General features: G+C 53.5%; 27 protein-coding genes. 10 read left to right on the forward strand and 17 right to left on the reverse strand.

Annotated features, from left to right (window positions below; all coding sequences use genetic code 11):
- The first annotated feature begins 2 nt into the window (after positions 1–2).
- Genes H2515_RS14980 through H2515_RS14990 form a run of 3 tightly spaced genes read left to right on the forward strand, consistent with a single transcriptional unit; the run spans position 3 to position 1,129 of the window.
- The gene (locus H2515_RS14980) at positions 3–299 is read left to right on the forward strand and encodes a chaperone modulator CbpM (protein WP_035191454.1); all 297 of its coding nucleotides are present in this window, start codon (positions 3–5) and stop codon (positions 297–299) included.
- On the forward strand, positions 287–955 hold the full coding sequence (locus H2515_RS14985; RefSeq protein ID WP_198660507.1) for a phosphoribosyltransferase: 669 nt from the start codon (positions 287–289) through the stop codon (positions 953–955). Before H2515_RS14980 ends, H2515_RS14985 begins: the two co-directional genes overlap by 13 nt.
- Before the next feature lie 9 nt (positions 956–964).
- Positions 965–1,129: a helix-hairpin-helix domain-containing protein gene (locus H2515_RS14990; protein ID WP_232821434.1), complete on the forward strand. Its 165-nt coding sequence runs from the start codon at positions 965–967 to the stop codon at positions 1,127–1,129.
- Here H2515_RS14990 and H2515_RS14995 read toward each other — a convergent pair.
- The 7 genes from H2515_RS14995 to H2515_RS15025 form a co-directional block, all read right to left on the reverse strand.
- Positions 1,098–1,964, reverse strand: coding sequence for an alpha/beta fold hydrolase (locus H2515_RS14995; RefSeq protein WP_198660508.1), 867 nt, complete (start codon positions 1,962–1,964; stop codon positions 1,098–1,100). The genes H2515_RS14990 and H2515_RS14995 overlap by 32 nt on opposite strands.
- Positions 1,965–2,113: 149 nt before the next feature.
- Positions 2,114–2,650, reverse strand: coding sequence for an FMN-binding negative transcriptional regulator (locus H2515_RS15000; RefSeq protein ID WP_232821435.1), 537 nt, complete (start codon positions 2,648–2,650; stop codon positions 2,114–2,116).
- A 196-nt stretch (positions 2,651–2,846) separates the two neighbouring features.
- The gene (locus tag H2515_RS15005; protein WP_232821436.1) at positions 2,847–3,428 is read right to left on the reverse strand and encodes a transglutaminase-like domain-containing protein; all 582 of its coding nucleotides are present in this window, start codon (positions 3,426–3,428) and stop codon (positions 2,847–2,849) included.
- Between the two features lie 32 nt (positions 3,429–3,460).
- Entirely contained in the window at positions 3,461–3,931 is a 471-nt protein-coding gene (locus tag H2515_RS15010; RefSeq protein WP_198660509.1) for an SRPBCC domain-containing protein, read from the reverse strand.
- Positions 3,931–4,476, reverse strand: coding sequence for an NADPH-dependent FMN reductase (locus H2515_RS15015; RefSeq protein WP_198660510.1), 546 nt, complete (start codon positions 4,474–4,476; stop codon positions 3,931–3,933). Before H2515_RS15015 ends, H2515_RS15010 begins: the two co-directional genes overlap by 1 nt.
- An 85-nt stretch (positions 4,477–4,561) precedes the next feature.
- The gene (locus H2515_RS15020) at positions 4,562–5,041 is read right to left on the reverse strand and encodes a GNAT family N-acetyltransferase (protein WP_198660511.1); all 480 of its coding nucleotides are present in this window, start codon (positions 5,039–5,041) and stop codon (positions 4,562–4,564) included.
- Positions 5,042–5,121: 80 nt separating this feature from the next.
- On the reverse strand, positions 5,122–5,451 hold the full coding sequence (locus H2515_RS15025; protein ID WP_198661492.1) for a DMT family transporter: 330 nt from the start codon (positions 5,449–5,451) through the stop codon (positions 5,122–5,124).
- 526 nt (positions 5,452–5,977) lie between these two features.
- Between H2515_RS15025 and H2515_RS15030 the strand changes: the two genes are divergently transcribed.
- On the forward strand, positions 5,978–6,427 hold the full coding sequence (locus tag H2515_RS15030; RefSeq protein ID WP_198660512.1) for a hypothetical protein: 450 nt from the start codon (positions 5,978–5,980) through the stop codon (positions 6,425–6,427).
- On the opposite strand, the gene H2515_RS15035 is transcribed toward H2515_RS15030, so the two are convergent.
- Complete coding sequence (locus H2515_RS15035) at positions 6,387–7,310, reverse strand: LysR family transcriptional regulator (RefSeq protein ID WP_083091438.1); 924 nt, start codon at positions 7,308–7,310, stop codon at positions 6,387–6,389. The two genes, H2515_RS15030 and H2515_RS15035, sit on opposite strands and share 41 nt — an antisense overlap.
- Positions 7,311–7,400: 90 nt before the next feature.
- Here H2515_RS15035 and H2515_RS15040 point away from each other — a divergent pair, with 90 nt between their 5' ends.
- From H2515_RS15040 to H2515_RS15055, 4 genes are all read left to right on the forward strand, one after another.
- Positions 7,401–9,248, forward strand: a complete 1,848-nt coding sequence (locus H2515_RS15040; RefSeq protein WP_198660513.1) for a chloride channel protein — start codon at positions 7,401–7,403, stop codon at positions 9,246–9,248.
- A 13-nt stretch (positions 9,249–9,261) separates the two neighbouring features.
- A complete protein-coding gene (locus H2515_RS15045; RefSeq protein WP_065413045.1) occupies positions 9,262–10,641 on the forward strand; it encodes a chloride channel protein in 1,380 nt (459 codons plus the stop codon).
- Positions 10,642–10,901: 260 nt separating this feature from the next.
- Entirely contained in the window at positions 10,902–11,489 is a 588-nt protein-coding gene (locus H2515_RS15050; protein WP_065413046.1) for a cytochrome b/b6 domain-containing protein, read from the forward strand.
- A 189-nt stretch (positions 11,490–11,678) separates the two neighbouring features.
- Positions 11,679–13,070: an MFS transporter gene (locus tag H2515_RS15055; protein ID WP_065413047.1), complete on the forward strand. Its 1,392-nt coding sequence runs from the start codon at positions 11,679–11,681 to the stop codon at positions 13,068–13,070.
- A 5-nt stretch (positions 13,071–13,075) separates the two neighbouring features.
- Here H2515_RS15055 and H2515_RS15060 read toward each other — a convergent pair whose 3' ends face one another.
- On the reverse strand, positions 13,076–13,279 hold the full coding sequence (locus tag H2515_RS15060) for a transposase (protein WP_198660514.1): 204 nt from the start codon (positions 13,277–13,279) through the stop codon (positions 13,076–13,078).
- 161 nt (positions 13,280–13,440) lie between these two features.
- On the opposite strand from H2515_RS15060, the gene H2515_RS15065 reads away from it, so the two are divergent.
- The gene (locus H2515_RS15065) at positions 13,441–13,680 is read left to right on the forward strand and encodes an ATP-binding protein (RefSeq protein ID WP_269802051.1); all 240 of its coding nucleotides are present in this window, start codon (positions 13,441–13,443) and stop codon (positions 13,678–13,680) included.
- Between the two features lie 65 nt (positions 13,681–13,745).
- Here the strand turns inward: H2515_RS15065 and H2515_RS15070 are convergent, their stop codons facing one another.
- Both H2515_RS15070 and H2515_RS15075 read right to left on the reverse strand, forming a co-directional pair.
- Complete coding sequence (locus tag H2515_RS15070) at positions 13,746–15,122, reverse strand: glutamate decarboxylase (RefSeq protein WP_198660515.1); 1,377 nt, start codon at positions 15,120–15,122, stop codon at positions 13,746–13,748.
- Positions 15,123–15,183: 61 nt separating this feature from the next.
- Positions 15,184–16,629, reverse strand: coding sequence for an amino acid permease (locus tag H2515_RS15075; protein ID WP_198660516.1), 1,446 nt, complete (start codon positions 16,627–16,629; stop codon positions 15,184–15,186).
- A gap of 1,067 nt (positions 16,630–17,696) precedes the next feature.
- Here H2515_RS15075 and H2515_RS15080 point away from each other — a divergent pair.
- Positions 17,697–18,098: a hypothetical protein gene (locus tag H2515_RS15080; protein ID WP_141672336.1), complete on the forward strand. Its 402-nt coding sequence runs from the start codon at positions 17,697–17,699 to the stop codon at positions 18,096–18,098.
- Positions 18,099–18,562: 464 nt separating this feature from the next.
- Here the strand turns inward: H2515_RS15080 and H2515_RS15085 are convergent, their stop codons facing one another.
- The 6 genes from H2515_RS15085 to H2515_RS15110 all read right to left on the reverse strand — a co-directional run bounded on the left by H2515_RS15085 (position 18,563) and on the right by H2515_RS15110 (position 20,850).
- The gene (locus H2515_RS15085) at positions 18,563–18,847 is read right to left on the reverse strand and encodes an AbrB/MazE/SpoVT family DNA-binding domain-containing protein (protein ID WP_232821437.1); all 285 of its coding nucleotides are present in this window, start codon (positions 18,845–18,847) and stop codon (positions 18,563–18,565) included.
- Positions 18,807–18,971 (reverse strand): hypothetical protein, encoded by a 165-nt coding sequence (locus H2515_RS15090; protein WP_197052791.1) that lies wholly within the window; start codon positions 18,969–18,971, stop codon positions 18,807–18,809. The genes H2515_RS15085 and H2515_RS15090 overlap by 41 nt, the downstream gene beginning before the upstream one ends.
- A gap of 55 nt (positions 18,972–19,026) precedes the next feature.
- The gene (locus tag H2515_RS15095) at positions 19,027–19,419 is read right to left on the reverse strand and encodes a helix-turn-helix domain-containing protein (RefSeq protein WP_065413052.1); all 393 of its coding nucleotides are present in this window, start codon (positions 19,417–19,419) and stop codon (positions 19,027–19,029) included.
- 11 nt (positions 19,420–19,430) lie between these two features.
- Entirely contained in the window at positions 19,431–19,628 is a 198-nt protein-coding gene (locus H2515_RS15100) for a ribonuclease H family protein (RefSeq protein ID WP_232821438.1), read from the reverse strand.
- A 76-nt stretch (positions 19,629–19,704) separates the two neighbouring features.
- On the reverse strand, positions 19,705–20,610 hold the full coding sequence (locus H2515_RS15105; RefSeq protein WP_198660517.1) for a hypothetical protein: 906 nt from the start codon (positions 20,608–20,610) through the stop codon (positions 19,705–19,707).
- 3 nt (positions 20,611–20,613) lie between these two features.
- Positions 20,614–20,850 carry a hypothetical protein gene (locus tag H2515_RS15110; protein WP_065412573.1) on the reverse strand — a complete coding sequence of 79 codons (237 nt, stop codon included), beginning with the start codon at positions 20,848–20,850 and terminating at the stop codon, positions 20,614–20,616.
- Positions 20,851–20,929 lie beyond the last annotated feature (79 nt).

Genomic DNA, 20,929 nt, shown 5'->3' on the forward strand with positions numbered 1-20,929 from the left:
CCATGGTTTCACCACCGATCACCGTCATCGAAGCGGAATTGCTGGAAGAGGGCGATTTCTGCTTCGATTTTCCGCATTTTTGCACCCTGCTCCACTGCGCTGAAGGCGAAGCCGTGCAACTGGTGCGCTACGGCGTCATCCATCCCGAGGGCAGTGGCCCGCAGCACTGGCGCTTCCGCAGCCTCGATCTTTACCGCGCCCGTCTCAGTCGCCGCCTCAGTCGCGATCTGGAGATCGACATGGCGGGCGCGGCGCTGGCGGTGGACTTGCTGGAGCGGTTACGGGGATGGAAGATTTGAGCGCGCGAACAGTACCAGAACATTTTGCAAACCGTGAAGCGGCAGCGGAATTACTGGCCCTTAGCCTAGCCGCTTACGATGGCAAATATCCCTTGGTGCTCGCCATTCCACGCGGAGCGCTGCCCATGGGGCGCATCATCGCCAATACCCTCCACGGGGATCTTGACGTGGTCCTGGTGCGCAAAATCGGCGCGCCAGGCAACCCCGAATACGCCATAAGCGCCGTCGATGAGGATGGGCGGATATTGACCGATCCTATAGTCAGTCGTCTTGGTATCGACGGGCAGTACATCCGCGACGAAGCGGCCCGGCAACTGGAGGTGATCAAAGCGCGGCGCGCGCAATACACGCCGATTCACCCGGCCATTGACCCACAGGGGCGGATCGTTATTGTGGTTGACGATGGCGTCGCCACCGGCGCTACTCTGGGGGCTGCATTGCGTCTCCTTCGCCAGCAGCGACCTGCCCGCCTGATCGCCGCCTTTGCCGTGGCCCCTCCCGACACCATCGCGCGCTTGCGCCCTCTGGCCGATGATCTGGTTTACCTGGCGGCCCCAGAGCCGTTTCGTGCGGTAGGAGAGTTCTTTACGGACTTCCGGGAAGTTAAGGACGATGAGGTACTGCAGATTTTGCGCGAAACACCGCCGCCGGTGTAGCCATAAACCATGCCGGTTCTCAATTCTGACATTGCGCGCATATTCGACGAAATAGCCGACCTTTTGGAGATAGAGGACGCCAACCCCTTCCGGGTGCGGGCCTACTGCAATGCCGTCCGTCTCATACTCAGACCTAAACGGGTCAAGGCAATACATCCTGGATCTCCGCCCTAATTTCCGCAGCGTGGGTCAGTAAAATCATATGCGTACCCGACTCCAGCAGATGATACTGCGCCGTAGGCAGGTGTGCAGCCAGCGCCAAACCGATCTGTGGACTGATCACCTGATCCTGGGCGCCCTGCCAGATATGCACCGGCACCCGAATATCCTCCAGACGGAAAAGCCAAGGGCGATTGAGTATCACGAAATCATCAGCCATTCCTGCTGTTCCTTGCCGCAACGCCTCCCGCAAATCGTCGCACAGCTTCGCCAGGACGTCAGGTGCTGCCAACAACGACTGGTCACCCGCACTCATCTTTGCCGCCCACTGCGCCACGAAACGCTCCGGCTCCTGGCGCACGCCCCCCATACTGAGGCGCAACAAAACCCTGAAGAGCCACGGCGCCCCGCGCACCAGGACAAAGAGGATATGGTCTTGGCGACGCAAAGCAGACCAGATCTCGGGAAGCGCGGTCGGTCCCGCGCTGCTCGCCAGGTGCACACTGCGCACCCGCCCCGGCATAGCGTAGGCACAGGCCAGCGCGTAAGGGCCACCGCCGGAGAAACCCAGCACATGAAAGGCGTCAAGCCCCAGACGATTTACCAAGGCCCGGCCTATGGTCGCCACTTCGGTCAGGGTCGATTCTGACTGCCGATCCGATTCTCCGTAACCCGGTCGGTCAAAGGCGATCCAGCGCAGCCCCTCACGCAGGGCCGCAGGCAGCAACTCCAGTTGTAGGCGGGAGCCGGGGGTACCGTGAAAGAACAATACCGGCAACTTCCCGTTCGGATCGCCAACATCTTCATAGGATACAACCTGGCCGGAATCCAGGGTGAGTGAATGCTTCATATCGCTATCAAGGCAGAAGTCGTCCTTTCAATGTTTCGTCAGACCTGTTTATCAACCTCTTAGCACACCCTCTGACGGATATGGCGCCGAGGGAGCCGCCAGATCCAGCGGATGAATACCTCGGAACACCAGAAAACCCACGGTAATCGTCATTCAAGGCGCTCCTTTTTGCCGTCTTTCAGGCTGGCCAGAACGTATTCAGCCATGGCCCCGGAATCAGACCGGTTTTGCTGCTCCAGGTGCGCGACGACACTGTCACGGTTGCCAAGCGGCTGGTTCTGGCTGACTTTCCACTTACCCATCCAGCGGGAGACGAGGATTTCGATGCCCACCACCTGCCCGATAAGCCGCTCCGTAAAGTCCTGGGGCGCATCATCCACCTGCCAGGGCAGGGTAAAGCCATTCTCCTGCTGCGCGGTCAGGGCGACCATCTGTTGCCGTACCCAATCGGGATCGTCCCTGACCTGCAACGGACCATAGGCATGGACGACAGCATAATTCCAAGTAGGCACCACCTTACCGGTTTCCGCCTTGGTCGCATACCAAGAGGGGCTGATGTAGTGTTGCGGCCCCTGAAAGATGACCAGCACCTCGCCGTCCAGGGGCGCCTCCCGCCACAGCGGATTAGCGCGCGCCACATGTCCCTGCAGTACCGGTTGCGTTCCTCCTCCGGCTGCGAGGTACAAGGGAATATGATTTGCCTCCAGACCATTACCGCCCACACTGACCAGTGTCGCGAGGGATAACGCTGAATCAGTGCCCGTAAAACCTCTGGGCGGGTTTCTGCAAACGGGTCAGGGCAGTACATGGCCGGTCTCCGCGCTATGTATGTTCGGCGCTGTAGGCTCGCTTACGCACAGGTCAGCGACGGGCGGGCAGGCGTCAATTGGGATCGCTCCGATACTGCGATATGCTTTGCAGCTTCTCCATGGCGGCAAGCAGGTCTGGCCAAGGCTCTGCCCAAACATCCGGATAGGTCTGCTCGCCGTTATAAATAGTCGGATAGGCCAGGTTTTCTTGTCCGGGCGTGAATGCACAGTGGATTCCGGGCTTGCTGTTGTTGCCGCGTGCATCACAACGATACCAGCCCCAATCATCCAGCCAGACCGCGGTGAAGCCGTGTGTACAATAGGGCGGATTGGGGCCATCCAGCGTCAGTCGTTGATAACAGAATCCCGCAGGGATTTGGTTGGCGCGCCATAAGGCCACCAGTAGATGACTTTTCGCGGTGCATAGACCGGTGCCGATACGCAGCACATCGGATGCCTTACAGGTAACCTCCTCACGATGAAAATCAATACTGTGTTCAATATGATCACGCACCCAATCAAAGCAGTTTTTAGCCCTTATTAAGGGCGTCTGACCGGATAAAGAGGCCGCCAGGATCTGAATCTGCGGATGCTTGCAATCAACGACTGCCGTATTCATGAGAAAGTCCGCTACGGGCGGATGATATTGGTTCACGTGCACTCCCTCGCTCCAAATCGGCTGTTTTATCAGCCGGATATTTCCTGATGCATCGACCCATCCCCGGCTTCACGTTCCGCCCGAGCCTTAAGGGCCGCATTCATCGTCACAAAGCCCGCTTTGGTGCTAACCCCCAACCGGGCGGCAAACAGGCGCACCAGAATACCGGAGAATTTCTCTCCCTGTACGAATCGCGTGTGACCATTGGCGAGGGCAGCAAGTTGAAAATAATGCTCCCCATCGAACAGTCCCGGCAACAGCAAATGACCCAGCCAGCGCAGCTCTTTCAAGTGTTCTGCCACCCGCACCTTTGGGCGGAAGATCATGGCTTTTGCCCCAGGGAGCTGAATACTTGCCCGTAGCAACTGCCCTGGAGTGACGTCACCGCTGAGCGACCGGATGAAGGGATTCCATTCAGGATAGGCGGAAAAATCCATAAGGATCGACCATATCCGTTCGGGTGATGCGGCGATCTCTATCTCCGTTTCGATCTGGTACATTATGATTCCTGTTGTTGTTCCGCTGCCCGAACGACTGCTTCGGACAATGCGACCAACGCCTCCCGGATGGGTGCCGCGACAGATGGCGTGGAAACCATACCGTCTTCATCGAGGTTGGCGCCGAGAAGTGGAATGGTCATTGAGGCTTCCTCCACGACCATGGCGGCCATCGTTTTCAGAATCTCGCGCAACGCCGCGTCCGCGTGTTGCGCGCGCAGCGACGCATTGAGTATGCCCACCGGCTTATAGGTAAACGGCGCGAAACTGACGAGCCAGTCCAGCGCGTTCTTGATGGTTCCTGTGACACCGTGCGCATACTCCGGGCTAGCGATGAGTAGGGCATCGGCGTTGGCCACTTGAGCGTGGAAGTTCGTGACCGCTTCAACAGGTTGATCTTCGACATCTGGATTGAATAGCGGGAGATCCCCCAGTCCACGGTATACCGTTACGCTTACTTCCACAGGAGCAAGTCTGGCGGCCGCCCGTAGGAGTGCTGAATGGATTGAATTGGCGCGCAGGCTACCGGATAGAGCAAGGATTTTCATAACCGACGCCCGACATGCAGAATATGTGGCTCAGAGGAATCTGGCGAAACCAGCGCTGACTGAACGCACTGTTTAGACCAACAATTCATAGAGTCATCTTCAGCTTGCGACCACCAGTAACGGCGAAGCCTTCCCGCTCATAAAATACCAACGTTTTATCAAAATGAGGAAGGGGTGGCGTTGTGACCTCCAGACGTTTCCAACCCCGTGACGTGCCAAAGGACCTTGCGCAAGATATCAGTTGGGATCCCACCTGTTCCGAACGGTATTCGGGGCGGACATAGAGTTCCGGGATCGTTCCAAAGGAACCCTCAGCATAAAGCGCATAGCTTTCATAGAGTGCCACGAAGCCAACGGCATCTCCGTCATCGTTGCGCGCGACAAATACGAAGTATTTTTCTTGGTTAAGAAAGTTTGTCAATCGGTCCGTTGTTTCTACCAGATCAAAGTGGAAAGCCTGAACGCCAATTACGTTCATGATTTCACTCAGCAACTCGCCAACCATTACGGCGACTTCATGAGAACCATCTGCACTGGCCCGGTTTATAGTTACCGTCAATGTCATATGTCGTCCTAATATTAGCCATAAACGGTCATCTTGGAGTCACTTTTGGCACTCCCCTCTCGCTCTTGTTAAACACGGCGTCAGTGTGTTGCCGATCTGGAAAAAAGATAGAGCACTATCACGCCAGAGACAATGAGTACGATACCGATGAATGATGCCACATTAAGAGGCTGACGGTAAATTACCCAACCAACCAGTATAATCAAGGCAACACCGACACCAGACCAGATAGCGTAGGCCACACCAAGCTGGATAGTACGTAGCGCGAGCGAAAGAAAGTAGAACGCTGACGCATATCCGGCCACCACAAGAAGAGATGCTTCCCAGCGGGTAAAACCATTTGCTGCCTTGAGGGCAGAAGTTGCAACAACCTCGGATACGATTGCTATTGCCAGATATAGCCATTGCATATTTATCATTAACCCCTTCAAGTCAGGCGTTCTGGCACGTCAGCAAGTAACATCTGATGTAGCAGACACAATGATTTCCAGAAGTGCATGCACAAGCATTTCGCATTGCTCCACAGTCCCTGCCGAGATTCGCAGGAAGTCGAGAATTCTGGATTTTTGAAGTGCCGGACCAGGGTATTGCGTTGCCGCAATTGATGTTGTATCTCCTGATCAGGTTGCAACTTGTTCAGCTTGATCAAGTTGGCAATCGACAGCTGCTTGCCCAGTGTATAAGGCTCGAGACTGCAAATACAGTCGCTCCGACGTGAAGCGCCCATGCCCCATAAGTATTTCAGCGGACAGACCAACTGTTTGATCCATGCTTATACTATTGGTTGACAACGGCAGCTAATAAGCGGATTCGATGCCACTTTCTCGATCGTTTCGGTATTGGGTGCCGGGCAGGTCATGGGCTCAAACAAAGCCTTTTGGCCAGCGCAGGGACTCTAGGTACACCTGGCTGGATCCCAAACCGGTGCGCTGGGATATGCATCGTGTTCTCACGGTGTCCACTGTCTTGGGGCTTATAGGAGTTCTGCAAACCTTCGGCATGCTGCTCATTGGCAAAGATTATTTCCATATGGGCATCGCGTATCTGCAAACCCTGATTTTTCTCAAACTGGCAATCGCCGGGCACCTGACTTTGTTCATTACACGCACGCGCAAGCCCTTCTTTCGGAAACCTTACCCCTCGGCGATCCTCCTCTGGTCGGCCATTCTGACCAAAGCCGCGGCGACATTGTTTGTAGTCTATCCCATGGGGCAGGTGCCTTCTATCACCTGGGGGGAGGCCGGTGCAGTATGGATCTATTGCATTCTTTGGATATTCATTGAGGATTGGGCCAAGATCAGGGTCTATAAGCATTTGGAACTCAAAACGCCCAGACACCAGGATTTTATAGCGCTGACTCAGCAAAAACTCGGCCCATCAACATAGATGAATCCACAATATCCAGAAAAACAGACAAGGTACGTGAACGTCTTGCCGGATTGGGAATAGCTATATAACTCTGCCATATCAACTGCGAGGATGTGATAGGCTGAGAGATCAGGTCCCAATCTGGTCTCTGCTCAAACACGGTGCGCGTCATAAAACCTATCCCCAAACCCGCCTTCACCATAGCGCCCACGGACTCCACATCGGCTACTTCAATGAAATGCGCAGGCAGGATATCCTTTTTTCTGAATGCCTTCTCCAGTATCCTCCGGACTCCGGAAGAAGGTTCACGCCAGACGACAGGAAAAGGTTGCACGTCTTTCAGGCTCAGCGCCGATGCCGATGCCAGTGGATGCGTCTTGGGCATGACCGCGATGATTTCGCCTGTCAGCCATGGTTGTATTTCATAACTGTCCGGTAGATGAGGTATATCCATCTCTCCTTCAAAAAAGAAGACGTCCAGTTCGGAAAGGTTGATATGTTCCCAATAAGCCACTCCGCTTTTTATAAAGAGATTAACCCCTGGATTTTTCTTCTGAAAGCTTTGCAAATATTGTGGTAGTAAATAATTGGCGATAAGACTGGTAGAAGCGATGCGGAGTTCTCCCACTTGCAAGGATTTTTGGCGCATCAGCAGGTTCTCAATGTCTTGCAATTTCGCGCGTAATTGCCGGATATCGGGAATAAGTGCCTGCCCTGCCGGAGTCAACTGAATACCACCTCCCTCACGGACATATAAAGGCTCACCGATTTCCCGTGTCAGTTTATGCAGGCGTTCCGAGATGGCCGGTTGTCCCCGTCCCAGGCGTAGCGCGGCTTCGCTGACACTGCCGGTTTCTGCAACCGTGAGGAGGGTGAGCAACTGCTCGGCATCTATCGTCATCGGGTTCTCCGATATTGTTTTCAGTTAAATCGATTTGATTAAGCCTTGAGTATAGCGTAATTTTTAAAAAAACCTGACCAAAGTGCCCTGATGCCTGAAGATTCGTCCCTAGCCGCCGATATGGATACCCTCGTCATGGAACACCACGTCAAGGGATGGCAGGGGGTGTTTCGGACGAACCCGGCTTTTCATCTGATTCTGGCGTTCTTTGTGGGGATTGTCGCGGGCTTGGGTGCGGTCGCTTTCCGGCGTCTTATCGGCCTGATGCATAATGCCTTCTTCTTCGGTCAGATTTCCTCACGCTTTGATGACTTGCAGCATTCCGCAGCCAGCTTCTGGGGTTTTGGGGTGGTGCTGGTCCCCGTTCTCGGCGGGCTTGTGGTGGTCTGGCTCGTCAGAACTTTTGCGCTGGAAGCCAAGGGGCACGGCGTACCTGAAGTTATGGATGCCATTTATTATGGGAGCGGCGTTATTCGGCCCGTGGTGGTTCTGGTGAAGGCGCTCGCGTCTTCTATCAGTATCGGCAGTGGCGGATCGGTAGGACGGGAGGGGCCGATTATTCAGATCGGAGCCGCCTTCGGCTCCAGCCTGGCCCAGTGGTTGCGGTTGCAAGAATGGCAGAGACTGGGACTGATTGCGGCGGGAGCGGGCGCCGGTATTGCCGCAACATTCAACACCCCGGTGGGCGGCATATTGTTTGCGATCGAGCTTATGCTGGTGGAAGTCAGTGCACGGACCCTTGTTCCAGTCATGATCGCCACAGGTACCGCCGCCTTCGTATCACGCCTATTTCTGGGTAATTATCCGTCGTTTATCATCTCTCAGCACATGATCAACCGGACCTTGCATCAAAGTGCCGGGGCCTATGGCGCCTATGTTCTGCTCGGTCTTTTGACAGGCGGGGCCGGCTTGTTGTTCACAAGCAGTCTGTATTGGACCGAGGATCGCTTCGACCACTGGATCAAAAATCCCTACGCACGACACGCCGCGGGCATGCTGGGCGTAGGCTTGATCATTTATTTCATGATCACCTTTACTGGTCATTACTACGTAGAAGGCGTGGGTTATGCGACGGTTCAGGATATCCTCGACGGCGTCATTACGCAGCCCGTTTTTCTCCTGCTCCTGCTTTTACTGAAGATCCTGACTTTTTCCGTTACGCTGGGTTCCGGTGGGTCGGGCGGTGTGTTCTCTCCTGCGCTGTATGTCGGAGCTGTGCTGGGTGGGCTATATGCCGTCATCGCCAATCATTTACTGCCGGGAATCGGGGTCAGTATGACCATCGCGGCCGCCTTGGGGATGGCCGGGATGGTCGCCGCATCTACCGGTGCCGCCGTTACTGGTGCCGTAATGATTTTTGAAATGACCAGCGACTACCACATTATTATTCCCTTGATTATCGTCGCCTCTCTGGCCTTTGGAGTCCGTCGACTGATAACAAGGGAGACGATTTACACGCGCAAACTGATCCGCCGCGGTCATTCCATTCCTGAGGCGCGGCACAGCAACCTCTACCTGATGCGTCCGGCTGGAGAGTTTATTGAAACTCCGCTGATCCGGGCAAAAGGTAGCCGGACGCTGGCAGATATCGCGGTGCTGCTCCATCGCGGCCGTGAAATACCGCACATCCTGATCATCGAAGGGACGCAACCCCGTGCGGTACTGACCGCTCCACGCGTACGTGAGTTGCTGCGACACCGACAAACCTCGACCCCCATAGAAAATTTCGCCAGCGAGGATTGGTTTAGTGTTCCTGTGGATTACCAAATATATGACTTGGTCGCCCGATTCCGTGCCACCCATCAGGAATGCGCGCTACTCTGCCGGATTGATCCCCCGGAACATCACGAAGATGTTATAGCTATTGTGACGGTTGAGGATGTGCTGGCCTACACCTCCCTGCCCATGCGCTTGCTACGCCCTCACACGGCGCAATGATAGGGGTACTCTGATGGAACTTTCCGCATGGTTTCATCGCAAGCCGCATCACGAAGGTCCTGGTTTGATTCTGCTGGGTGCCGGAGTGGGTTTATTGACCGGGTTGGGTGCCGTACTTTTCCATTATCTGATTGCCGGCATTCATAATGCAGCGATTTTAGGCACTTTTGGTATTGCGCAAAACGCACGGGAACATACTCCCGTCTCCCCGTGGGGCGCATGGATTATTCTTGTGCCGGTGATCGGCGCCCTGCTGGTAACCGTGCTGGTGCGCAACTTTGCACCGGAAGCGCAGGGTGCCGGTGTCAGCCAGATACTACGTGCGGTGCATGCCGATCAGGGCCATATGCGGCCGGTGATTGCGATCATACGACCGGTGGCGACAGCCATCACCATTGGCACGGGCGGTTCCGCTGGCCGCGAGGGTCCGGCCATGCAGTTCGGTGCTGCTATCGGTGCCCTGGTAGGGCATCTTTTTCGGGTGCCGGATCACCGACGCATCCATTTGTTGGGTTGTGGTGTCGGTGCCGGTATCGCCGCCGTCTTCAATGCGCCTCTGGGTGGGTGGTTTCTGGCTATGGAAGTGATTGTGCCCGACTGGCGGCCCTGGACCGTCCTTTCCACACTCGTGGCAACAGTCTCTGCCAGTTGGATGACGCAGGAGGTGTTCGGGAGCGATCATCTCCTTGCCCATGCCTACATCAGCCATTGGAACGGCAGCCTCATGTTGCCGACTTTTGCCGTGGTGGGCAGTCTCATGGCACTGATGAGTCTCGGCTTTATCCGGCTGATGGACCGTGTCGATGCCTATAGTCGGAAACGGCTACAAAATCCTTATGCGCGCCATATGTCCGGCATGTTGCTGGTGGGCATCCTGCTCTATATCACCAGTCGGCTGACGGGCCATTACTATTTGATCGGCGGCAGCTATGCCGGGATATCCGGCATATTGCTCAACCAGATGCATTGGCCGCTGCTCCTGCTGCTTTTGCTAGCCCTCAAGGCCATTGCGACCAGCCTGACGATCGGTACCGGTGGTTCCGGGGGGATTTTCTCGCCTTCCCTGTTTATGGGGGCCGCACTTGGCAGTTGTTTGGGAATGCTTCTGGAACCCGTTATCGGTGTCCCGCATCTGGCGGCCTTGTTCGCCCTGTGTGGAATGGCCGGCATGGTGGCGGCCACCACCGGGGCTTTGCTCAGTGCGCCCGTGATGGTGGTGGAGTTAACCGGAAACTACCATGTTCTGCTGCCGGCCATGGTGACAGCCCTGACTGCTTTTGCTGTACGCCGCGCATTCCTTCGTGACAGCATATATACCCTGCCGCTGCATCGTGAAGGTTTGTCGATACCGGAAAATTATTATGCGGTAGAGGAAAATATGGCAGACAAGTGATCTACGCACCGACCCAGACTTTTTTGCTCAACAGCAAGGAGTGTGCATCAACTTTTGATGTTTATATTCCTGGAGGCTCTAACAAGGAGATAGAATATTACTACAGTACAAAGCGCGCTGGAGGGACGGGAACATCGCTCCATTTTCGTCTTGGCCGACATTGTCGGCATTCTCTGTCAACGCATATAGACTGCATGTGGCTATGAATCATCCGGCCCATAAAATTAAATTTTATTGCGAACGATGAAAAGGAGACCTTCATGCAGGAAACATCATGGAATAGTGGCACCAGGTGGTTGCATATGGGATTGTCAAGCACATTGACTTTTGAATTGTTCGAAGGCTTTTGGACCTCTGACCCGAATACTAGGATGTACTTCATTATTCACGAATGGGTTGGGCTTTTAGCCGCTGCCATCCTATTGGTAGAGTGGTTATGGATCTATGCGGATGGGCAGTCGTCCATTCTTTTCCCATGGAACGCTAGCGGGTTATCCATGATAAAAGCGGACATGACCACCCTATTTAAAGGGAGGCTGCCGCAGGCAGGACGCACCGTTGGTTTGCCTGGTTTCTGGCATGGTATTGGGATACTTATCATGACCGCATTAGCAATTACCGGTGTGCTTATTTTTCTCGTAATACCCGGTGGGCGCGGCGCATCCTCGTCCCCTGCTGGAGCCGCTGCTTTTACCACGCTTTCTGGCATCCATAGATACATTTCTTATATGGCATGGGTTTATTGGATTGGTCACGTTTCAGCAGCTATTCTCCATCAAGTAAAGGGTGATCCTGTCTTTCGTGCAATTTTTATTGGCACAATAAAAGCTGCAAATGATAGGCATTAGATGGTCTCATAGGGACTGGATCTACCCACCCGATCTGACGATGGACCCGATATTTGTTAAATTTTTAGTGCGGAAGTGGTGTTTCATATTGTAATTCTTGATGTATTTTATTGGAGAACCATTGTGACGCTTCGTTGTCTTAGGCTTTGAGTTAATTTTGTTTCCAACAAACATATAAGGAGAACAAGTATGGCCGCAGTGCAAAACGTGCTGGAGCGACGGGAACGTCGCTCTATTTTCGCCTTGGCCGGGATTTTCGGTCTGCGTCTTTTAGGTTTGTTTCTGGTATTACCGGTCTTCTCTGTCTATGCCCATGGATTGCATGGGGCTATGGAGCATCCGGCCCTTATCGGCATCGCCTTGGGCGCCTACGGTTTGACCCAGGCGATGTTCCAGATTCCCTTTGGCAAACTGTCCGATAAATGGGGACGGAAACCAGTCATCGCCACCGGATTGTTAATCTTCGCCATTGGCAGCGTCATCGCCGCCCAGGCCACCAGTATCGAATGGCTGCTGGTAGGGCGTATCGTTCAGGGAGCTGGGGCGGTGGCAGCCGCCATCATCGCATTGACCGCCGACCTGGTGCGCGAGGAGCGCTGGACGAAGGCCATGGCCATCATCGGCATCACCATTGGCATAAGCTTCAGTGTTTCGTTGGTGCTTTCCGCGCCTTTGGCGCACTGGATTGGTGTGCAGGGGATTTTCTGGGTGACAGCGGTACTCTCCGTTCTTGCTATCGGTGTTTTGTATAAGGTGATACCGGAAGTCCCAGCACGCTTTCACCGAGATGCAGAGATGAACCCGGCAGTTCTTGGAACCGTGTTGCGGGATCCGAATTTGTTGCGTCTGAATTACGGCATTTTTGCCCTGCACACCGGGCTGACCGCTATTTTTGTAGTTTTGCCCTTGGTTTTGGTGGATTCCCATCATCCACTCTTATCTCAGGCTGACCAGTGGATGCTGTATTTGCCGGTGATGTTGCTTTCCTTCGTAGCTATGGTGCCTTTCATCATCGTGGGCGAGGCCAAACGCAAGCTCAAGGAAGTGTTTGTCCTGGCCGTTGCCATTCTCGTGGCGTCCGTGGTCTGGATGGCGCTCTCCGGCCATAATATTTGGTCTATCGCCATCGCCCTTTTTCTGTTCTTTGTGGGCTTCAATATCCTCGAGGCGAGTTTGCCTTCCCTGGTCGCCAAGTTTTCACACCCCGGAGCCAAAGGGACCGCGACGGGAGTCTATACGACTGCTGAATTCTTCGGGGCCTTTTGTGGCGGGCTCCTCGGAGGTTTGCTCTACTTGCCAGGTCAACGCAACTACAGTGACGTCTTCTGGGCTGTTGCCGCTATTTACCTGATCTGGCTGGTGGTTGCCTTGACCATGCGGTCGCCGCGTTATGTGGCAACGCGGATATTCCCATTACCTGATGATGATAGGGATATTGACGGTCTGACACAGCGGCTCCTGCAGTTGCCGGGTGTGGCGGAGGTGGCCGTGTTTCCTGATGAAGGGGCGGTATATTGCAAGGTGGAAAGCAAAGTCTATGACGAAGAGCGCTTACGTGCGGTCATCGCAGCTACGACTTGAATAGGCTATGGCAACGGGTGCCGTGTAATAACGCCACCCTGTGCTGAACCGCCCCGGGTCAGGGTTTGTGTCGCGGCCGTATGCAGCCAGCGGAGATTGCCTGCGATCCGCATCCCGGTTTCATCGAAATGGGCCATGTGGGCGTCCCGGACGGCATCCACAATGCGCGCGGCAGTAGGGGCCAGATTGCCGACTGCGGCATGAATCATGCTTGACCACGGCACCCGACGATAGGGCAACCCCGCAAATATCGCGCATGATCCAGGCGGTGCGTAGGATCATCGGCACATGTGGTGCTAGGTGAGATAGACGACGGTGGCGTGGTAATGGCAGCTTCGGGCGTTATCTGAATACGCTCGCCAAGGTGGATTTGATTATCTTAGATGACCGGGTGAACCAACAAGCCACGCTGATTACCAGCCAACTCCCGGTGAATCATTGGCACGAATATCTGGGCGAGCCCACCTTGGCCGATGCGTTACTGGACGGACTGCTGCAAAGTGCCCACCAATTGGATTTGAAGGGAGACTCCCTGCGTCATCATCGTGACGCTCACGAAAAAGACCAAAAGTTGACCCATCGTGACCACCTGAGCAGAAAATGGCGGTGACCAGGATGTACGCTTTTCGGGGTGCCCATGATCGGCGGACCGCGCAGATCATGCGTTGTCATTTTTTAATTGTGGTGGAAGCGCCGCCCATCGTCCTGACTTTTTTGTGTCGGTGGTGTCTGCTCCAGATCGGTGACGGCCTGTTTTAAATCCTTCAACAGCAAATCTGCCATATCCCGGGAAAACCCCTCGCGAATGACCAGCCGTAATACGGCCAATTTCGTGGCGTCTTCCGGCAAGGTATAGGCTGGCACCTGCCAGCCACGCATCCGCAACTGTCGCGACAAGTCGAATACCGTGAAGCGTGAACTGTCTTTGAGCCGCATGGCGAACACCGGAATACTGCTACCGTCACTGAGCAGCACGAAGGGACCCATGCGGGCAATACTCCCAGAAAGCCACAAGGCCGTATCACGTAGATTACGCATAATCCGCGTATAGCCCGCACGACCCAAGCGCAGCAGGTTGTAGTACTGACCAACAATCTGGTTACCCGGTCGTGAAAAATTGAGGGTAAAAGTGGGCATATCTCCACCCAGATAATTGACATGAAATACCAGTTCCTCAGGCAGGTGGGCTTCGCCACGCCAGAGAGCCCAACCCACGCCCGGGTATACCAAACCATACTTATGGCCTGATGTGTTAATGGAAACGACATTAGGCAGACGAAAATCCCAAAGCAGATCCGGCTGCAAAAAAGGCGCGACAAAGCCTCCGCTGGCGGCATCCACGTGGATGGGCACCTGCAAACCGGTCTTCTGGTTGTGGACAACCAGTGCGTCATGTATTTCGGCAATAGGGTCGAATTCACCGGTAAAGGTCGTCCCCAACACCGTCACCACGCCAATGGTGTTTTCATCTACCAGTGCCAGCACTTCCTCTGATTTAAGGGTGTAACGATCCTCATGCATCGGGATATAGCGCGGCTCCACCTCCCAATAGCGACAGAACTTTTCCCAGACCACTTGCACACTGCGACCCATCACCAGATTGGGGGTGGCTGCCGATGCCCCTGCCTTCTCACGACGCTTACGCCAGTTCCACTTGAGTGCCATGCCGGCCAGCATGACCGCCTCACTGGAGCCTATGGCAGAAACACCCACCGGGTGTTCATCCGGATGCGCATTGAATAAACGGGCCAGCATATTTACACAGCGCGTTTCGATTTCCGCCGTCTGAGGATATTCATCTTTGTCGATCATGTTTTTATCGAAAGTTTCTGCCATGAGCTTTTCGGCTTCCGGCTCCATCCAGGTGGTAACGAAAGTGGCCAGGTTCAGGCGGGCATTACCATCCAGCATCAACTCGTCATGGATGAGCTGATAGGCGGTCTGGGCGGGCATCTCGTTGTCTGGCAGACGGTATTTAGGAATCGTATGGTCCATAGTGCGTGAACCATAAGCAGGAGTAAGATTGCTATCTTCGGTGAAGTGTTTAACCATGCAGTAACTCCTTAATTATACGATGGTGGCAGTACCTTGAAGACAGTGGGTGTTCAGCATTTCAGATGGACGCCTTCGCAGAAGGGAGGTGCCGGAAGCGATACAGCAGTAGTGGGCACAGGACCATGACCGCGAGAGATCCCAGTATGGCTGGGGCATAAATGCCTTCCCGCATATGTCCTGGCGGAATTAATCCAATGAAGAGACAGGTGAGTGATGTCAGAAAACCGGTACTGGCAACTAACCAAAGACCCCAATTGCGTCCCCCGGGTACACGATAAGGGCGCCGTACATCCGGATGGGTATAGCGTAGCCGTATAGCTGCTGTAAAAAGCAATAAATACATAAAGCAATACAACACCACCGCGAGTGAGGTAAGCAGCAGAAACGCCATGTTTACCGAAGGCATCACGAGAATGAGCAGGGCCACGGTGCTCATGAAAACAGCCTGAACCAGAAGCAGGTTGCGAGGAACCCCATGCTGGTTGGCTTCCTGAAATGATGTAGGCAAAATTCCAGTACGGGAAGCGGCCCATATTCCCTTGATAGGCCCCAAAATCCAGGTGCTTACCTGTCCAGCAGCGCCAAAAGCTATGAGTATGGCGGCGAAAGGCAACAACATGCCCAGATGCCATGCGGTAAATAGGTGTTGAAGTGCCTGTACCGTGCCGGACACCATATTTAGCCGGGTGGCAGGCACTACGATAGCGACCGCGAGTCCCCCCAGCAGGGTAATGATAAAGCCGATGATGGCGGCAGCGAATACGGCAATGGGGTAATTGCGTTGCACGTTTTTGACTTCTCGGGCGTGCCCAGCGGATACCTCAATGCCCACCACCCCGAAAATGAAACTGAGAAAGAGTAAAAGATGGTGTTGCGGATTCAAAAGCGGCAACCAGTTGTCCGGGGTGAGCGCTAGGTTCAGATGAACAGGATGGTCAGTGATCACGTAAATAATGGCCATGACAATTAAAACCAAGCTGGGAACCAGCACCCCGCTGCTCAGGCATACCGCCGAAATGATGCCAGAAGCGCGGGTGCCTCGGAGATTCGCTAAGGTGGCAACCCAGTATACCAGGATGATCACGCTGAAAACGAACCAGCGGTTGCTAGCGAACTGCGGTGCAAAGGCGTAGCTCAGGCTTGCGGCAATATAAGCAAGAATAGATGCGATACCAAATACGCTCTGAACCCATTGCAGCCAGACCGCCGTAAAACCCCATTGCGTTCCATAGGCCTCTTCCACCCAGTGAAATACCCCATTTTTAGGCCATGTGGTGGCGAGTTCCGCAGCCACCAATGCTATGGGTACCAGGAAAGCAAACACAGTGACGATATTGAAAAAGATCATTTGCAGACCGGTAGCAGCCATCATTGGCATGTTGCGCAGAGTAAAGAAGAGCGCCGCAGTCATCATGGTGAGCGTCACGATCCCAAGGTTTTGGCCACTCGACGGCGTTGCCGGGGTGGCACTGCATATCAATGAAGGCTGTGAGTCTTGATCCACCAATGTAAACTCCTTGGTAGTGCCTGGATGAAAAGTGGCTTTCTATTCGGTAAGGCTATGCGTTAGTCTGTCGCTATAACATAGACGCCTTGATCTGGTCCAGCTGTTTCATGGCACTGATTCTACATTGGGTCATGCGCAGTCGTTTACGTGCGAGTTACACCGGACTGCGCCAGAACGGGCCTTTGGAGCAACCCCGCCGTATTCATCATCACCAGATTCGTCAATAAGTTGCAAGATTGCTGTCGAACGCTGGCGCCTCGGAAAGGTTCACCCCCTGTGAACTGACCAAAATGTGCTATACTAAACAACGGTAATAGCGTAATTGGCACGAGAGCCATAAGCTTCCCGTACAGGATTGGGGGCGCAACAACGTTATAACTTATTAGACAACGTTTCACGTCTCCACAGAACAGGAGGGCATGAAAATGTCAAAGTCTACAAGCAACGCAATAAATTATCTTTTAATTTTTAGTATCACTCCCATGGTTGCGTTAATCGTGTATATTTCATTCCAAGCGTTTGGGATAACCATTAGCCTTATGTATGTCCTGTACATGCTGTTATTAATTCTTTTTATAAAGACCATTCTCGCTGGCGCGATTATTGGTGTTTCTAAAACAACCGGTCTCTCGCTATTTAAGGGTCGTTGACAGCACCCCTGCCTGAAAGACGAGGATTCCTTATCTGGCGATAACAGCACACGGTAGCCTTTATTGCCGGTCGTTATAGCTACGGAGAATCTCGAATAGCGGAAGTCTTGCCATCATCAGACTATTTTTATGCGTTATCAATAATTTTGTTTGTGATTTATATGGTTTTTTAAATGGTTCTGGTTTTTGGCGAGTTCCCCCATACCAGGCTATTTTCTGTTTTCAAGCAGGTAAAGCGTCGTATATTATAGGACCAGATTCTTCATCCTAATCTTGAAGCTGGTCGTTTGCTCGTCTGAAATATTTATGTCAACAGCAGGATGTGCAGGTCTGGCAAGCATGTGTCGCATTTCTGTTTCATGATCGCCGTAATTCTGACTGTTTATCTTTTAATCACGTCAATCAAGGAGAGGAATGATGAAAATACCTGTTTTCCGGAAAGAGGGATTTATTCATAATAACCAAGCGGTGCCTTTCGCGTCACCGGTGTTCGGGTCACCTGATCACCCAGGTGCTGATTTATCGGGTATCCAAAACCTGCGATGGCAAAAATTCCTGACACTATTTGCGACCGGCCTGCTTGTCACTGGTCTGGCTGGATGCTCTTCTTCCACACATGCAGGGCAGGGACCTTATTCTGGACATAACGCTACCTGGTTTGCGCGGGGCAAAAATGCGGATGCTTTACATACTCAAATGGTGTGGTGTGCCAAAAATAACCCACAAATGACGGTTGCCTCGTGCGCTGCAGCCAAAAAGGGATATACAATGATCGGTGGCCATTGGAATCAAAGTGTAATCAATATGCTCAAGTAACTATTGCAAGGCGTGTATCCACCCATTAGAGCCAACTACTGGTCGCAGGGGTCCCTGAACGAAAAAGCAGGAAAGTTCTTTGCTACACTTCAGGAGGCAGCAACCAGAGATATGGCTTGGTGGGGTGTTCACGAAAACGCGCGCGGGGTGCGATGGCCGATAACATACAAACTGAAGTTCTTCTACCCGTGCATGAGTAAATTGCCATCCGCCTTCGCCCATACTGCTGCCTGCGCTTTCTGAAGATGGTGGATACGTACCACATGGCCATAGAAACCGTCTTATCCGGAGTCCCGGATGTGGTCCTCGACCCACCGCTGTAGGATAAAAATAAAGTTGTAACGGAGATAACACCAGAAAGAGGTGACGATCCCTGTTGATTGCGAGCACGCAGTTTTCGATTGCAAGCCGTTACACCTCATTTCCTTTCCGGCATGAGGGCTGCAGTCGATCCATAGGGTTTCCTACCGGATTTGGCACCCAGCCCACTGGCATCGCCACAATTCAGCGCCAACTTGTTCAGCCGCCATGACCTCACCACCATGTAAGGCGGGATCGAAAAGATTGAGACGATCCGCCAGCGTCAGATTGGCGATTATGCTGACTGGCTCAACGATAATACGTCCATGCTCAACCGAAAGTCTTACCTCTTGGCCCGCACGGAGATGAGCTTCGCTGGCAATGGTAGCGGGTAGTCTGACGCCCAGGTTATTTCCCCATTTTTTGATGATGAGCCGGGTGAGCAGCAAGCATAGCCTTTTCCCACCCGTGGCTGTCCAGCACTTGCCCGGTCTGCTTGGCTTCGAGGATAAAACTTCCACGCCGGTAGAGGTCGATATAACCGCGGGTGACGCTACCGTCGGGTTTGGCCATATCGACGCGGCGTTCAAAGACGTAACTGTTGGCGGCAGTATCTTCACCAGCCGGGTCAGGCTGGGGCAGGCCAAGCAGCGTGGGATCGTGTCGGATAAGGGCGCACCAGTATTTCGGCGGGTAAATCCAGTTGCTCTGACAGGCGGCGAATCATTTCCAGGGTGAGTGGCCGCCGTCGGTTCAGCACTTCGGAAACCCGTGCCCGAGAGCCAATGCAGGGTTCGAGATCTTTACGGGAAAGACTACGGGCCTCCATGACATGCTCCAGCAGGGCAATAGGATCGGGATCATCAACAGGGTGCTGCTGCCGCTCATAGTCCGCAATGAGTATGGCGATCACTTCCAACTGGTCACTTTCCGGGCTGCCCGCTGGGGCATTCCACAGGCGATCTACCAGGGTCAACGCCGCCGTATAATCACACTCCTCATGAATGGCTTTGATTTCCATGGATTGACTCCTCAGATAGTACGGGCATCAATGCGGTCATATTCCGCAGCGGCGGTCAGTTCGGCGATATTGTTGGTGCCCACCGCCTGAATGAAGCCGAAGTGTTCCGTGCGGACGCCGTCCGGAGACTGAATCACCGATCCCCAGGCACAAGGACCAGGGTTACTCGGGGCACAAGCGCCGTCACACCAGATTTTCCAACAGCCCAAGGTATTGCTCCTTCTTCGGCCATATCAAAATAGGAATCGCCAACCCGGTGATGCCTTTTACCTGAGAATATCCAGATCATGTGAGTTCCCCATGGGCCTGCTCGATAAGGCGTTCCGCGAAAACCACGATGGCATCTGGTGTAATGCCGCTGGCCGATAAGGAAGACCGAATAACGCAAGCCTTGTGCATCACTTCCAGAGGCGGTTTTTTGCTCAAAGGGTGGGCCACGGTAAATCCGCCTGCATGAATAACCAGTTCAGCCGCTCCTTTATAACCGATAGCGGCCCAGGAAATGGACGTAATTTCTTTTAACGGGATAGAGAACACACCTATATATTGCTTTCGCTCTTGATACTTGGACACCAGTTTCGTCGCGCCATCTATGGATACAAACGATGGATTAGGTACCTTGATGATTTCTCGCGTAATCTCCACTTCTGGAATGCCCCATGGAGACCATCTGAAGCGCATCAGAAAAAACCAGAAGGCAACAAAAAAGAAAGCCGCTCCCCCGATACGCCACGCAAACGGATGCGAAGCTGGCGGGTTCATCAACGCAAAACCACCGATCATGATGCCGAATAACAAAAACCATGTGCTGGTCCAGCTTTGAAGCAGGACTTCGCTTTTCTTATTGGACATAAACACGCTTTCGGGATCAGCCAAAGATGGAGTCGCCACTTCTCCAGATGGTACGGATTTAAATCTCGGTTCTTCTCGAATCACGTGATCCGCATGCTTTTGCCATGCACGAACCGATCTGGCTTCCCTGAGAACCAGCAAGAAGCTGGCAGCAGCCACAACCGATCCGATAAGCAATACGACCCCGAAGCCGGGTTTACCGTTGTGTGCCAAGGCTCGGGTAAAATCCAGCGGCGGGACTACGGAGCACAGCATGAACGTCGCAACGGGGAGCAACAACGCGCCCAGAAATAGTGGAATATCCAAATCTGGCCTAGCAGCGAGCTTTCGTACCAGCATACGTTATCCTCTTTTCCATACCCGCCAAATAATGAAGCCACAAAACATGCAAAGTACCGCCCATTCCATCACGCCAAAAGTATACCACACAGGATGCGCGGTAAATGACGCATCACCATAATCAAAATGACCGAGCATGACGGGTATTTTCTTTTCCCAGATGCCGATGGCAAGCGTAAGCAGGAAATATAGTTCTACCAACGAGAAAAAGAGAAGGGAGCCTAATGGTTTGCCTTTCATGTCTTAGCTGTTTTCTCGATCAGGCTGATGAAAATTGCTCCAGTACCAATAATCCATTCTATAGGAAGTAAAATAGCCA

This window comes from Acidithiobacillus ferrivorans (assembly GCF_016250455.1).
GTDB classification, from domain to species: domain Bacteria; phylum Pseudomonadota; class Gammaproteobacteria; order Acidithiobacillales; family Acidithiobacillaceae; genus Acidithiobacillus; species Acidithiobacillus ferrivorans.

Bases quoted from the DNA above. Each gene is read 5' to 3' on its own strand.
- H2515_RS14980 (WP_035191454.1), top strand. From the start codon at position 3: ATGGTTTCACCACCGATCACCGTCATCGAAGCGGAATTGCTGGAAGAG.
- H2515_RS14985 (WP_198660507.1), top strand. From the start codon at position 287: ATGGAAGATTTGAGCGCGCGAACAGTACCAGAACATTTTGCAAACCGT.
- H2515_RS14990 (WP_232821434.1), top strand. From the start codon at position 965: ATGCCGGTTCTCAATTCTGACATTGCGCGCATATTCGACGAAATAGCC.
- H2515_RS14995 (WP_198660508.1), bottom strand. From the start codon at position 1,964: ATGAAGCATTCACTCACCCTGGATTCCGGCCAGGTTGTATCCTATGAA.
- H2515_RS15010 (WP_198660509.1), bottom strand. From the start codon at position 3,931: ATGTACCAGATCGAAACGGAGATAGAGATCGCCGCATCACCCGAACGG.
- H2515_RS15015 (WP_198660510.1), bottom strand. From the start codon at position 4,476: ATGAAAATCCTTGCTCTATCCGGTAGCCTGCGCGCCAATTCAATCCAT.
- H2515_RS15020 (WP_198660511.1), bottom strand. From the start codon at position 5,041: ATGACATTGACGGTAACTATAAACCGGGCCAGTGCAGATGGTTCTCAT.
- H2515_RS15025 (WP_198661492.1), bottom strand. From the start codon at position 5,451: ATGCAATGGCTATATCTGGCAATAGCAATCGTATCCGAGGTTGTTGCA.
- H2515_RS15030 (WP_198660512.1), top strand. From the start codon at position 5,978: ATGCATCGTGTTCTCACGGTGTCCACTGTCTTGGGGCTTATAGGAGTT.
- H2515_RS15035 (WP_083091438.1), bottom strand. From the start codon at position 7,310: ATGACGATAGATGCCGAGCAGTTGCTCACCCTCCTCACGGTTGCAGAA.
- H2515_RS15040 (WP_198660513.1), top strand. From the start codon at position 7,401: ATGCCTGAAGATTCGTCCCTAGCCGCCGATATGGATACCCTCGTCATG.
- H2515_RS15045 (WP_065413045.1), top strand. From the start codon at position 9,262: ATGGAACTTTCCGCATGGTTTCATCGCAAGCCGCATCACGAAGGTCCT.
- H2515_RS15050 (WP_065413046.1), top strand. From the start codon at position 10,902: ATGCAGGAAACATCATGGAATAGTGGCACCAGGTGGTTGCATATGGGA.
- H2515_RS15055 (WP_065413047.1), top strand. From the start codon at position 11,679: ATGGCCGCAGTGCAAAACGTGCTGGAGCGACGGGAACGTCGCTCTATT.
- H2515_RS15060 (WP_198660514.1), bottom strand. From the start codon at position 13,279: ATGATTCATGCCGCAGTCGGCAATCTGGCCCCTACTGCCGCGCGCATT.
- H2515_RS15070 (WP_198660515.1), bottom strand. From the start codon at position 15,122: ATGGTTAAACACTTCACCGAAGATAGCAATCTTACTCCTGCTTATGGT.
- H2515_RS15080 (WP_141672336.1), top strand. From the start codon at position 17,697: ATGATGAAAATACCTGTTTTCCGGAAAGAGGGATTTATTCATAATAAC.
- H2515_RS15090 (WP_197052791.1), bottom strand. From the start codon at position 18,971: ATGGCCAAACCCGACGGTAGCGTCACCCGCGGTTATATCGACCTCTAC.
- H2515_RS15095 (WP_065413052.1), bottom strand. From the start codon at position 19,419: ATGGAAATCAAAGCCATTCATGAGGAGTGTGATTATACGGCGGCGTTG.
- H2515_RS15105 (WP_198660517.1), bottom strand. From the start codon at position 20,610: ATGCTGGTACGAAAGCTCGCTGCTAGGCCAGATTTGGATATTCCACTA.
- H2515_RS15110 (WP_065412573.1), bottom strand. From the start codon at position 20,850: ATGAAAGGCAAACCATTAGGCTCCCTTCTCTTTTTCTCGTTGGTAGAA.